Source organism: Enterococcus sp. AZ163 (assembly GCF_050498925.1).
Lineage (GTDB): Bacteria > Bacillota > Bacilli > Lactobacillales > Enterococcaceae > Enterococcus_A > Enterococcus_A ferrettii.
In genome coordinates, this window is sequence record NZ_JBIPAO010000001.1 from 2,820,834 (window position 1) to 2,833,946 (window position 13,113).

General features: G+C 36.4%; 12 protein-coding genes. All 12 read right to left on the bottom strand.

Going from position 1 to position 13,113, the window contains the following annotated elements; genetic code table 11:
- Nucleotides 1-175 precede the first annotated feature (175 nt).
- A complete protein-coding gene (locus IGI46_RS13465; RefSeq protein WP_429973581.1) occupies nucleotides 176-2,461 on the bottom strand; it encodes an AAA family ATPase in 2,286 nt (761 codons plus the stop codon).
- Nucleotides 2,445-3,155, bottom strand: coding sequence for an ABC-three component system middle component 1 (locus IGI46_RS13470; protein ID WP_429973582.1), 711 nt, complete (start codon nucleotides 3,153-3,155; stop codon nucleotides 2,445-2,447). Before IGI46_RS13470 ends, IGI46_RS13465 begins: the two co-directional genes overlap by 17 nt.
- The gene (locus IGI46_RS13475) at nucleotides 3,148-4,836 is read right to left on the bottom strand and encodes a hypothetical protein (RefSeq protein WP_429973583.1); all 1,689 of its coding nucleotides are present in this window, start codon (nucleotides 4,834-4,836) and stop codon (nucleotides 3,148-3,150) included. Before IGI46_RS13475 ends, IGI46_RS13470 begins: the two co-directional genes overlap by 8 nt.
- Nucleotides 4,837-4,952: 116 nt before the next feature.
- Nucleotides 4,953-5,159 carry a hypothetical protein gene (locus IGI46_RS13480; protein ID WP_429973584.1) on the bottom strand — a complete coding sequence of 69 codons (207 nt, stop codon included), beginning with the start codon at nucleotides 5,157-5,159 and terminating at the stop codon, nucleotides 4,953-4,955.
- A 133-nt stretch (nucleotides 5,160-5,292) separates the two neighbouring features.
- Nucleotides 5,293-5,472, bottom strand: a complete 180-nt coding sequence (locus IGI46_RS13485; RefSeq protein WP_429973585.1) for a hypothetical protein — start codon at nucleotides 5,470-5,472, stop codon at nucleotides 5,293-5,295.
- A gap of 307 nt (nucleotides 5,473-5,779) precedes the next feature.
- Nucleotides 5,780-6,385 (bottom strand): protein adenylyltransferase Fic, encoded by a 606-nt coding sequence (gene fic / locus IGI46_RS13490; protein WP_429973586.1) that lies wholly within the window; start codon nucleotides 6,383-6,385, stop codon nucleotides 5,780-5,782.
- 178 nt (nucleotides 6,386-6,563) lie between these two features.
- Nucleotides 6,564-7,709 (bottom strand): acetylornithine transaminase, encoded by a 1,146-nt coding sequence (locus IGI46_RS13495; protein WP_429973587.1) that lies wholly within the window; start codon nucleotides 7,707-7,709, stop codon nucleotides 6,564-6,566.
- Nucleotides 7,706-8,455, bottom strand: a complete 750-nt coding sequence (argB, locus tag IGI46_RS13500; RefSeq protein WP_429973588.1) for an acetylglutamate kinase — start codon at nucleotides 8,453-8,455, stop codon at nucleotides 7,706-7,708. Before argB ends, IGI46_RS13495 begins: the two co-directional genes overlap by 4 nt.
- Nucleotides 8,456-8,468: 13 nt before the next feature.
- Nucleotides 8,469-9,662 carry a bifunctional glutamate N-acetyltransferase/amino-acid acetyltransferase ArgJ gene (gene argJ, locus IGI46_RS13505; RefSeq protein WP_429973589.1) on the bottom strand — a complete coding sequence of 398 codons (1,194 nt, stop codon included), beginning with the start codon at nucleotides 9,660-9,662 and terminating at the stop codon, nucleotides 8,469-8,471.
- 18 nt (nucleotides 9,663-9,680) lie between these two features.
- Nucleotides 9,681-10,712: an N-acetyl-gamma-glutamyl-phosphate reductase gene (argC, locus tag IGI46_RS13510; RefSeq protein ID WP_429973590.1), complete on the bottom strand. Its 1,032-nt coding sequence runs from the start codon at nucleotides 10,710-10,712 to the stop codon at nucleotides 9,681-9,683.
- A gap of 284 nt (nucleotides 10,713-10,996) precedes the next feature.
- Nucleotides 10,997-11,743 (bottom strand): type I 3-dehydroquinate dehydratase, encoded by a 747-nt coding sequence (gene aroD / locus IGI46_RS13515; RefSeq protein WP_429973591.1) that lies wholly within the window; start codon nucleotides 11,741-11,743, stop codon nucleotides 10,997-10,999.
- 20 nt (nucleotides 11,744-11,763) lie between these two features.
- Complete coding sequence (locus tag IGI46_RS13520; RefSeq protein ID WP_429973592.1) at nucleotides 11,764-12,939, bottom strand: Gfo/Idh/MocA family protein; 1,176 nt, start codon at nucleotides 12,937-12,939, stop codon at nucleotides 11,764-11,766.
- Nucleotides 12,940-13,113: the final 174 nt, after the last annotated feature.

Sequence of the window (13,113 nt, forward strand, 5' to 3'; positions counted from 1 at the left end):
AAAGAAAGCAAGAACGACGAAAAACTCGGCGGGGGCCGAGTAGTAGAAGTTTCACCATCGTTTAAAATATTTACCCTGATATAATATGCTACTTCAAAGTATCATACTGGGTAAACCCTTCTTGAGATGGCAGATGCACAATTTATTAGGTAGTTGCTTGAGTATCTTAAGTCATTTATGATTTAAGATACTCAACTTGCATGTTAAAATTGTTAGCTTTTTTACCAACTTGTTGATACTTGTATCTAATTAGTCGACTCTTGTCTTCCTCGTGTGTTGAGAGAATTAGCTGTGTATTGGGAAATTCTTCAATTAAAAGATCTGCAAAAGAGTGTGCGCTAATCTCATCAATTGATTGCAGTGGATCATCAATCATTATGAGATCTAATTGATTCTCTTTGGAGTATACTTTTCGTATTGCAAACAAAATAGCTAATATAACACCATTTAACTGACCAACACTTAAAATATTGAATATATCGGTGTCCATTTTTTTATCTTTATACGCAACTTTAAAGACAACTTGTGTATTGTTTACTTCAGCATATATCCCTAACCCCAATTGATATGTTTGAAGTATTCGCCCACTAATTAAAAATAGTGGTAATTGAATTTTTTCAATAAATCTATTTTGATACTTCAGGTATGCTCCATTGTTGTACAGTTTCAAAGAACTTAATATTTCGTCAATGCGCTTTGCTTCATTATCATGCTTTTCTAACAAATTATTTACTTTAGCTAAGTTTTCAACTGCTTTTCTTAAATTCATCTGGTAGATATTCTGAAACTGAGATTGAATATATAAATATTTTTCTTCTAAATCTTTGACACTTATGTGTGGTGCTTCATTATTGAAAATTTCATTATATATTCTATCGAACTCAACGAGTTCTTCTTCGTTATACACCTTATCAGAACATTTCATATTGTTCAGTTTCATATTAAATTGTTCTATGTTTTTTTCAAATTTTTGTAGCGATGGAATAGCATCTAAGAAATCTTCATTAAAATTTGGAATGACTTCAATGATTTCAGCTACCTCTTTAGAATCTAAAATGTCTACGTCCTTTAACTCTTGAAATAATGCTATTTTTTCACTATAAGGAGAAACTATCTTATTAAGATTAGCAATAATTTCTTCCTTTTTGCTATCAGCTTTTGTTGTATTCTCATTAAATTTAACTTGTTGAACATCCATCAATTTCTCTAAATTATCAGTGAACTCTTTGTATGCATTGATAAGATCCTCAACATATTTACCACAAAAAGGGCAATGTTTATCATCGACTATTTCTTGCTGGATATACTGATTGTACAGTTGACTTCTTTTTTCATTGAATCTTAAGATCTCTTTTTTATCCTCATTGATTTGTTGTTCAAGAATCTTATTCTCTTCCAAAATGGAATAATAATTTTCAATAGATGACATTAAATCTTCGTTTTTCTTTACCTCGATAAAATCCTGAAGGGTAGATACTATTTGATGTTTATTGACATAACCTTGAAGAGTCTTCAACTCTTCCCACCAACGTTGATTTTCTTCAAATTCTTTGCTATCGGTTTTGTAATAATATTTTTTCAATCGTTTTGATGGGATAGCAAGGAGCTTATTTATCAGAACATTTATCTTTGATTTTTTATACAACTCATAGTTAACCACAAATGTCTTTATCTTATTTATGTTTTTTTTGTAGCTATCAATTGGTAAATTCACATCTATTTCTTTTCTATCAAAAGAAAAATCCATATTAGGAAATAGTTTAGTATAGGAAACTAACTGATCTTCCAGATTAATCTTATCAATAGTTTCTTGAAGAGTTTCTTTATCTTTCGAGCATTCTTTTTGTTTATTTAGGAGGGTTTCGCCGATTTTTTTTCGCCGATTACTATATTTCGATTTTATCTCTTTGACTAAATTATTTCGATTTTCTATCACATCCATGTCTAATATACTTGTCAATATATCTTTTCGTTTCTTATACTTCTCTTGCAGAAACAACAAAGAATCGCTTTGTGATATATACATGCCCACTTCAAAAAAATTTTGACTAATATTTAGTAAAGAATACACTTCTTCATTACTTAATGTTTTCTCTTCTACATATCCTTCCTGAAAAAGAACTTCACTATGGTTTTCTCTTCCTTTTTCCCATTTGAATATTCGTGAAACGCTAAAATTTTCTTCCCCGTTTGAAAATATACCAACTACTTTTGTTGGTAACTCACTTGAATTAGCAACTATAGCTAACGAAGTTTGAAAACCATTTTTTAAAGTCGAATTAAAATGCTTAATGTTTCCAGTAATTAATAACTCTACTGAATCAAAAACTGTTGACTTCCCATAACCATTTGGTCCATCAAAAATACTGGCTCTATGTTGTTTAAAATCAAACACTTTCATCTTATTCGGCGGAAAGCTTTTAAAATTTGTGACGTCTAGTCTTTCAAGATAAATACTCATTTAAATCATCTCCATATATATCAGATATTAGGTTATCCACAATATCCGTAGCAACCAAGTCAGAATTTAATTTATCTGGAATCACAGAAAAAACTTTTTGTTCCATTTCATTCAGTTCATCAGGTTGATACTTTTTCTCCGATTCTTTTTCTATTTCATACAAACTTTGGAATTCTTCTAATTCTTTTTGTTCAAAGTTCATTTTTATTATTGGTACTTTTATTATCATTCTGTATATAAAGGCAAATAATTTTTCATCAATGAAATGCGAGTTATCTCTCAGAAAATCCTTGTCGATTACAAACCCTTCTTCTATTTTATTTTTCATTTCAATTAGTTCTTCTTCAGTGTAATAGCAAACGTATTTTTTATATCTGAATTCATTTTCTTCAACTTCAATTATTTTTTTATATTGTTTTTCTTTTAGAGCTTCTATCCTTGTAAATAGAATTAAGTAAGTATCTTGTGGTACAATAGATAACTCTATCTCGTTGTCTACAAGATTATCAACTTCTTCAATTTGACTCATTGGTTCTTGGTTGCTCCAATAAAATAGATAGCCTTTTTTTGAATCGCTGGGTGTATATTTATATAGAATGCTGTTGTCTTCTAGATTGGAATATAATTTTTCCCAATCGCCTTCTTCTACGTCGAGTTTTTTTATTATAGATAATAAGAAATCACCATCATTCATTGTCTCCATTCCTTTCTAAGAACAAATCTCTGTTCACCAGATTAAAATTAAAATCAGGTGATATACTATCGTTTTCGTCGTAAATTGTTTCATCTATAAATCCATCGGGTATCGAATAGACCTTTTGATCTTTGTAGACAATTTTTTCATCTTTTATATTAGCAAGTATTGAACTATTCGCATATACTTGTTGAATGTCTACATCATCCTTTATAATATCTAATACCCTAGTTAGCCCCCCATTTCTTTTTATACTAATTGCTGAAGGTACTATTTTTTCTAAATATTCTTCATAATCAGTTACATTCGCAATATATATTTTTTGATCATCATAAAACAATATATCTGAAGCAGAACAAGCTAATTCCTCTAAGAGGTTTTGCACATTATTTTGATTGAATACACTAGATAAATATATATCCAATTTATCGGAAGGAGTTCCTGGGGAAAAAACTTTCGCGTATTTTTTTCGATTGATCGATTCAAATATATCTCTTAAATTATTTAACGGACATAGTTCACAACCCATATCAATACAATCTTCACAAACAAATGCAAGTTCTCTATTAAAATTTTCTAAGACAGTTTTATCAACTTGCACTCTTGTAAAAAATTCTTTGTCCTCGATTAATTCTTCAGCAGATTTCCTTATCGCATCATCAATATATTTAAAATTTATTTTATATTCTTCGTTATCAGCAATTCTATTTTGATGCAAATAGTTAATTTTTTTTATAACCATATGGCAAATACGTGCTAGAGCTATATTGATTTCTGAATGGCCTTGTTCCCCCTCAATGTTATTAAAGAAAATACTTAGCTCATTTTTTATATTACTAATGATAGCATTGATATCTAAGAAAATATTATTATCGTAACCATATAACTCAATAGTATCTTGATATCCACTCTGGTCCCAATCCTTTATTCTAGATGCTGTGGCCAAAAAACATTTTGCATCTGTAGCTCTTAAAATTTCTTTGTGTAACAATAATTTTTTTAAAGCTTCTATGTAGGATTCGACTGTTCGCTCGCTAACATAGGCTTTTACTTGAAATAATTCTTTAGCTTCACCATCTTTATATATAACAAAGTCTTCTATTCTCTCAATTTCCACAGAATACCTTTCATAATCTGTTTCTGGCATACTATTCATCATTTGTAACGTTCTGAGCACTGTTACAAATCCTTGAAAGTTAAACCCGTTCCACGAGGGTGTTGCATCATTCTGTTTAAAAGATTTGTTCATAACAGGTTTTTCATCGTGTGTTTCCAAATACCGATTCATCAATATTTGAGCATTATAGTACTTGCTTTCCAGTTCAAAGTAACCGACTTTTATAGTTTGCGTATCACTTATTTGAGAGAAAATTACTTGAGGTATACTTCTTTGCTTTATATTATTTTTTTTAAACTTTCGAACCTCACTTCGAATATTTTTTGTAGGTTTGAAATATATATTTGTCTGATCAAAATTTTCAATACTCTGCATTAACACAATTGAATCAAACCCTGTTTGTCCTACTTCTGATTCTTTGAATTTTACTGTTCTTAGATCTTCAACAAAGAATAACACGATCCCAGTTCCTGTAGGAAGCTTTTTCAAGTCTACAGAGCTCAAAAAAGTACTTTTCTTTTTGCATATTGCTATTTTACTTAAAATGTCAATATCGGTTTCCATACTCCCATTCCTCCGGATTTCATTTTATACTCTTTCCATTAATTCAAAAACCTGGATATCTATTTTCAAACGAGTAATTTGTTATATCCAATTCACATTATTAAAATATATTCTATTTATATATTAACTATGAAAACATTCACACTAATCGACATCTTGTTCATGAACCAATACCCTTCCTTGGATTCATACTCAACACCGCCAATATAATCTAGTCCGTCTCTATAATAATACGGTCCTTTTTCGAAATAAGGGACCAATAAATCAAAATCGGGACTTTTTGCGTCAAAATCGACCTCAAATAGGAAAACAATTGGATGCATTTCAAAAATTAGTAGTTGACCACCCTTTTCAATAAACGGCTAACTACTTCAAAAAAAGCATTCAAATCTGGAAACCATTTACGTGAGCTTTCTGATATGATATATAAATGAAATCGAAATAGTTATTGTATGATTAATTTATGTCCAAAATATTCATTCGCTCGAATATGGCATCCACCTTAGCTATTTCTGCTAAATGTTTTGCTTCTTGAATTGCATTGTCTGATATGTCAAAACCAACTGCTTTTTGGGCTCCTAGTTTCATCAGGGATAATAATTTTCTTTCGTTATTACAAGGTAGTTGACCAATCACTTTATCGGTTAAAACAATTTTATCCAGTTTTCCAATAGTACAGCATCGCAATCTCAAATAAATATTGTGAAATCTGCATTCTGAAATACTTCTCGCAATGAAATGTTGTGGGACCTCTGCTGATAATTCGAAGCTTCATTCTAAGCAGCTCTATTGCTATCAACTATATTTTTATAATCCATTAGGTATTTCCTCCACGATAGTAGTTACCTTCAATCATAACAGTAAAAAAAAATAAATCGCTGCTCATTATGAAAATAAGCAACGATTTATATGAATTATTCAGCCAATTTAGTATATTTTTACTTTACAGCTCCTCAATCCTATACTCCATATACCCTTCATAGAAATAGCTAGTATCTATCCCTTTCATGAAAATCTCACGATCATCGACCTTATCCGTCAGCGCATCCTTCAACAAAAATCTGATCTCCAAATCATTTACAGGACTACGTTCCATAGCAGAAAGGCAGGCTTCTTTATCAACTTGGCTCCAGTCTACAACTTTACCAAGTCTCTTCTTCAAAATTAAATCTAGCCAGATTCTCATACTTCTTCCGTTTCCCTCACGAAAAGGATGAGCAACATTCATCTCTACATATTTAGCAATGATTTCTTCATAGTTATTCTGAGGCATTTCATCAATATGTTCTAAGGCTGTTTCTAGATACATTACCGGAGCAAACCGGAAATTTCCCTTTGCTATGTTAACATCTCGAACTTTTCCAGCAAAATAGTAAATATCTTCAAAAAAACAGCTGTGAATTTCAGCTAATCCTTGAAAGGTTCCTACTTCTAATTCATTAATTTTTCCAGATTCAAATAGCTGCTTGGCTTTTTGTTTACTGATCTTTTCTTCAGCTTTAGCCAATTCGATTTGATCTGTAATGTCCAACTTATTTTCTAACATCAAAATTCTCCTTAATCCAGAAAACATCAACCGTTTTGTATTAACCTAATGTTACCATTTCAAATATGCTATGTAAAAACCATACTAACTTAAATCATCTATTAATGAGTCGAATTCTCTGCCATCCATCAACCAAATAAAAACCCGAAACACCCACCGGCATTCCGAGCTCACATTCTTATTACTTATCCAACAACTCCACCTTAATCATCCCAATCCCCTTCTCCAACTCATCCTGTTCAATCGTTAGAGGAGGCAACAGTCGAAGTGTGTTGTTACCTGCCTTCAATACTAACAGACCCTTTTTCTGCAGATTCGCAATAGTAGCACTTAAGGTATCTTGATCTTTCAGCTGAACACCGATCATTAAACCTTGGCCGCGGACATCTAGTACTTTATCACTTGAGTCTTTCAAGCTGCCTAAGGATTTCAACGCGTAATTGCTTTTTTGCTTCACTTTGTCTAAGAAGTTCGGATCATTAATAATATCCAATACTGCTACTGCTACCCGTAAGGCTAACTTGTTCCCGCCGAAGGTTGTGCCGTGAGAACCTGGTCCGAAGGCGTCTTTTAATTCTTTTTTGCCTAACATGGCGCCGACTGGGATGCCGTTGCCGAGGGCTTTGGCTAAGGTGAAGATGTCTGGCTCGATGCCATAGCCTTCGTAGGCGTACAAATTACCCGTACGGCCGATTCCTGTTTGAATCTCATCGACGATTAACAAGGCGCCTTGTTCTTTACAAAGTTCTACGACTTGTTGGACGAATGAGACCTCGGCTGGTAGTACCCCGCCTTCGCCTTGAATTAGTTCGATCATGACGGCTGCGGTATCCTGATCGACAAGTTCCTTCAATGGTGCGATTTCGTTAAAAGGTACGTATTGGAAATCGGGTAAAATTGGAGCAAACCCTTCATGCAGCGCTTCTTGGCCGGTGGCGCTAAGTGCGCCATAGGTACGTCCGTGAAATGATTGCTGGAAGCTGATAATTTTTGATCGTCCAGTGGCTTTTCGGGCTAGCTTGATGGCTGCTTCGTTGGCTTCGGTTCCGCTGTTGCAGAAGAAGGCTAAGTAATTTTTGTTGTTGGCTAATTTCTTGGCTACGTCTTCTTGCAGCTTGCTGGAATATAGATTGGAAGTATGCCAGATTAAGTGCATTTGTTTTTCTAGGGCCTGGATCAGCTTGGGGTGTTGATGGCCTAAGCTGTTTACCCCAATTCCACTGGTGAAATCTAAATATTCTTTACCCGTTTGGTCTTCGACGTAATTGCCGAAGCCTCTGACTAGATCAATGGATTCTCTTTTGTAATTAGGAAATAGATGAGTCATGCAAACACCTTCGCTTTCGTAATCTTTGTGCCGCATTTTGCGATACTGTTAGTAATGAAGACTTCCTTTACGCCTTTAGTCAATGCGGAAGTAGCGCTGTCCAGCTTAGGGATCATGCCGCCTGTAATTACTTCTTGGTTTTTTAATTGTTCAACGTCGTCAGTCGTTAAATGTTCCAGCCATTCGCCCTCACATTTTACGCCAGGTACGTCAGTAATTAGGTATAAAGCTTCTGCATCTAATGCTTCAGCAATTTTGCAGGCGGCTGTGTCGGCATTAATATTCAACCATTCGCCTTCTTCAGTTAAACCAAGAGGAGCGATGATGGGCACATGATTTTTTGCTAATACGTCGTTAATCATTCCAGTACCGATATTGGTAATGGTGCCAACATACCCTAAGTTGTTTTTGTCGATAAAAGTTCCTTGAATTAGTTGGCCGCAAGAAGCATGCAGACCAACAGCTGAGAAGCCGTTTTGTTGGAAAACCGTGGTGATGGCTGGTTGAACTTGGCCGATTAATACCATCTGAGTGATTTTTAGTGCTTGCGCAGAGGTCACACGCAGTCCGTTAGCGATTGTTACTGGAACATTTAGTTTTTCCATCATTTCAGTGATGTAGTAGCCGCCGCCGTGAACGATCACGATTTCTTTGCCGGCTGCTTGCCACTCTCCTAATGTATCAAAAAATTCTTCGGTTAAATTATCACTGGCGACGCCGCCAATTTTCACTACGATTTTTCCCATGTCTTTACTCCCCTTACGTATGGTATAACGCATTGACTTCAACATACTTGTACGTTAAGTCACAGCCCCAAGCGGCACCTTTTGCGTTTCCTAAATTCATATCAACAGCAATAACAATCTTGTCTTGTTCTAAAATTTGTTTAATCGCATCTTCGTCAAAGCTTTGCGGTTGGCTGTTTTTCAGTACCTGCACACTGCCGATCCACATATCTACCTTCTCAGGATCAATCTTTGTTTCTGAATAACCGATAGCGCAGATGATTCTGCCCCAGTTGGGATCTTCTCCAAACATCGCGGTTTTTACTAACATTGAGCCAACAATCTTTTTAGCGATCATTCGGGCAGCCAACTCGTCAGTTGCGCCTTCTACTTGTACTTCAATCAGCTTAGTGGCTCCCTCGCCGTCTTTGGCAATCATTTGAGCCAATGTTTCGCTTACTAGCTGGAACATTGCTACAAACTTGTCATAGCCTTTTGTGCCTTTTTCAATTTCAGCATTGCCCGCAAGCCCGTTAGCCATAACTAACACCATGTCGTTAGTTGAAGTATCTCCATCGACTGTAATTTGGTTAAATGTCGTTTCCGTCTTTTCACTTAACAACTCCTGCAGCAGCTCTTGTGAGATTTCTGCATCAGTTGTAATAAATGCTAGCATTGTTGCCATATTAGGATGAATCATCCCAGAACCTTTAGCTGTTCCGGCAATCGTTACCGTCTCGCCATTGATTGTGTCTTGAACGACGATTTCTTTAGTTGTCGTATCAGTTGTCATGATGGCTTCGTGGAAGTGGTAAGGTTCGCAATCATCCATATCAACCTTTTGAATTCCTTGTTCGACTAGTTCAATCGGCATAATTTTGCCGATAACTCCAGTAGAGGCAACGGCTACTTTATCAGCTGTAACTCCTAAGTGATCTGCTGTAGCCTGCTGCATTTGTTTTGCGTGGACCAAGCCGATTTCTCCCGTACAGGCATTAGCGTACCCTGAGTTAACTACGACTGCCTGGATGCTTGGTTCTTGCATCGCTTCCTTTGTTACATAAATCGGAGCGGCCTTTACTTGGTTAGTCGTGTAAACAGCAGCGGCCTTCGCTGCCTTTTCTGAGTAAATGACTCCTAGGTCCAATTTGTTTTTCTTTAATCCTGAGTGTAAGCCAGTAGCTTGAAAGCCTTTGGGACTGGCGATTGTTCCATCAATAATATTCATAAGTCGTCTCCTTTGTCGTTACGGATAAACAGGTACCAGCTCTAAGCCAGTTGTTTCCGGTAAATTCATTAGTAGGTTCAAGTTTTGAATAGCTTGGCCGGCTGCACCTTTGACTAAGTTGTCAATTACGCTGACCATCGTTATCGTCTGAGTTGCTTCATTATAGGCCATTCCGATGTCACAGTAGTTGGATCCCACCACTTGTTTGATGCAAGGGAACTCTTCCCCTTCTTGCAAGCGAATAAATGGTTTATTGCCGTACTCTGCTTCAAAAGACTTACGAACTTCGCTGCCAGTAATACCGGCTTTAGCTTTACAATAAGTGGTCATCAGAATACCACGAGTCACTGGAATCAAGGCTGTCGAAAACTGAACCGCTGGAATTTCAGCATCCCATGTCTGCAGCTGTTGAATAATTTCTGGAATATGCTGGTGCTGATTCAATTTGTACACTGACATGTTGTCGTTCGCTTCAGTATAATGAGCCGCTTCAGAAAGCTTCTTGCCAGCGCCTGATAATCCAGACTTGCCATCAAAAATGATGGAGTTCTTTTCAATTAACTGCTGCTTCACTAATGGAGCGACGGATAAAATTGCTGCTGTGGCGTAACAACCTGGATTCGCAATCAGCTTCAAGTTCTTCGGCAGGTCAAAATCTGCCAAACCGTACGTTGCCTTCTCTAAAGCTGAAATCGGAGCACTAGTCTTGCCGTACCATTTTTCATACTGAGCCGGATTTTTCAAACGATAGTCGCCAGATAAATCAATCACTGGAAACTGTTTTTCGATAAAAGGTAGTGCTTGATCCTTGGCTACCCCAGAAGGAGCAGCAAAAAATACTAAATCTGCCTGTGCCATAATTTTCTCAGGATCGACTTCTTCTAAAGGCAATTCGATCAGCTGTTTCAAATGTGGGAATCGTCGATCGATCGCTTCCCCGTTTTGTGAATGACTATGGATTGAAACGATCTCTACAGCTGGATGGTTACTTAATAAACGTAGTAATTCCAGTCCGCTGTAGCCAGTCACACCGATAATTGATACTTTCACTCAAAACCCTCCGATCAAATTGCATAAAAATACAATTAGTTGTTGTATAGTTTATGATTATAGAATTCTAATCTGAATAAGTCAATGCTTTTTTATAAGTTTTTTCACCAAATACCGCAAATTTATTCATTAATATGCCCGCATGCCATCCATATACAGAATTTTATGCATTTATACACAAAAAAGCCTTCTCAAACTCATTCATCTCTGAAATAATAAGCGAGTTTTGAAAAGACAATCTAGAAAAAAAGACCAGGTAATCTCTCACCTGATCTTAATACTTCCTATAAAGTTTCTAAAATCGTGCGTAGTTCGCCAACTGAGACTTGTCCTGGTGCTGAAGCTTTCTTCGCTGCGCCAAAGGTTGCGGCAGAACCGAATGTTGCACCGGAAACTCGGCTGACAACACCTAGTTTGCCCATAGACATTGTGATTAGCGGTTGTTTTGCATAATTATTATACATTTCTTGCGTAGCATCCAATAGAACAATCACATCATGAGTGGTTTGCGGCATTACCGCAATCTTGCAGATATCTGCGCCTTTATCTTGCATAGTCCGAAGACGAGTGATGATTTCTTCTTTTGGTGGTGTTTTATCGAAGTCGTGGTTGCACATTACAATCTTCACATCTTTGTCATGAGCTGCTTTCACTAACTCTGCAACCTCAGCTTCTGGCATAAACAATTCAACGTCCAACAAATCAAAGTTTCCTTGCTCCAAGAACGCATTATACATTTCGAAGTATTGCGCATCATCCATCGGACAAACGCCACCTTCTTTCGCTGTACGGAAGGTAACCAACAAAGGCATCTTCACAGCAGCTTTCACTTCTTTAACAAACTCAGCCGCTTTAGCAAAATCAGTAATTTCGGCAAAATGATCAATACGCCATTCAATAATATCACAATTGCTGGCTACAGCGATTTCGGCCTCTTGTAGAATTTCCTCGCGAGTCTTTCCCACTAAAGGAACGATCACTTTCGGCAGACCTTCACCCAACGTTACTTTTTCAACAGTTACAGTTTCCATCTTAAGTTATCACTTCTTTCTTAAAAATCTACTCTGCGCCCTTCTTCAGCTGACAGATAAGCCGCATAGATAATTTTTATTGTATCATAAGCGAGGTCCAAACCGGATAGTGGTTGACGATTTTCTGCCACACATTCTGCGAAATCTTGGAATTGCGCCAAGTATCCTCGCAAAGTTTCTTCAGCCACAAACACTTTATTCCAGCCAATTTTATCCTGCAGCTGTTCCGAAATGTACACATCATCCAAATTGTCTTGATCCAAGAAGTAAGTTGACAGGTTGTCTGCTGGTGTAATATTGTTTACCAAAGCACTGTCATTGGTATAAACTTCCACATAGTTTTTCACACCACCTAATGTATTGTCATTAGAAATCGAAATAGCTTTGGTACCATCAGTAAAGGTAATAATTACTGTCGCAAAGTCTTCCGTATCAATTGATTTTGCTGGAAAATAGCGTTTGTCATGCTCGTTCAAGCTTGGAGCTAATCGTCCTGTTTCTGCTACAACACTTTGAACACCGATTTCTTCACCGCGAGCTTTTGCTTCAACTTGTTTCAAGAACAGCATGCCGCCAATTGGATGGCTGCCTAGACGGATTAATGAACCGCCGCCAGCTAATGACCAATAAGCAGAAGCTGGAGAAGTGGAGGAACGGATACTTTCCTCCCCCTTCATGTACATGATCTTGCTTTTTTTTGCTTCAATGATTTCAGCTGAACGTAAGATATTTGGTGAATATACATAGTTTTCGGCATACATGAACAGACGATCTGAAGCTTCAAATTTCTTACGACACTCATCAATATTTTTAAGCAAGCTTTCGTACATTTTTGCTTTAGGTACTTTCAGACCAATGGGCTCTTCATCGCCTTCTTCACCAAAGTAACCTGTTAACGGTTTTTCACAGATAACATGTTTGTTGGCATCCAACGCTTCATAAGCCAGACTCAAGTGAGTTACAGGTGGTGTAATGATATCAACGACATCCACTTCAGGATCTTCCAGAACCTGCTGGTAGCTGGTGGCTACTTCTTCAATGATGTCCCATTTGTCGCATAGCTGTTGTGCACGCTGCTGATCATTGTCATAAACATACTTGATTCGTAAATTCACACCGTTGACCTTATTGTAGGAATTAGTATGAAAATTCCCTGCAAATCCGGCACCAATTAAAGCAATTGTCACTTTTTCCATCTATTGATTCCTCCATTTTTTCTTATTCTAAAACGTTTTCTTTCTATTAATACTATATGGATTTTCGATGGCGAAAACAATTCCAAACATGATTGATATCCATAACAATCATGTTATAATTTAACAGAAAGGCTCTTTTCTGGTTTTCCATATCCAGAATCCAGTTAGAAAAAT

Coding starts and splice junctions, on each gene's coding strand:
- IGI46_RS13495 (WP_429973587.1), bottom strand. CDS start 7,709: ATGACTCATCTATTTCCTAATTACAAAAGAGAATCCATTGATCTAGTC.
- IGI46_RS13465 (WP_429973581.1), bottom strand. CDS start 2,461: ATGAGTATTTATCTTGAAAGACTAGACGTCACAAATTTTAAAAGCTTT.
- IGI46_RS13520 (WP_429973592.1), bottom strand. CDS start 12,939: ATGGAAAAAGTGACAATTGCTTTAATTGGTGCCGGATTTGCAGGGAAT.
- IGI46_RS13475 (WP_429973583.1), bottom strand. CDS start 4,836: ATGGAAACCGATATTGACATTTTAAGTAAAATAGCAATATGCAAAAAG.
- IGI46_RS13470 (WP_429973582.1), bottom strand. CDS start 3,155: ATGAATGATGGTGATTTCTTATTATCTATAATAAAAAAACTCGACGTA.
- IGI46_RS13480 (WP_429973584.1), bottom strand. CDS start 5,159: ATGCATCCAATTGTTTTCCTATTTGAGGTCGATTTTGACGCAAAAAGT.
- argJ (WP_429973589.1), bottom strand. CDS start 9,662: ATGAATATTATTGATGGAACAATCGCCAGTCCCAAAGGCTTTCAAGCT.
- aroD (WP_429973591.1), bottom strand. CDS start 11,743: ATGGAAACTGTAACTGTTGAAAAAGTAACGTTGGGTGAAGGTCTGCCG.
- argB (WP_429973588.1), bottom strand. CDS start 8,455: ATGGGAAAAATCGTAGTGAAAATTGGCGGCGTCGCCAGTGATAATTTA.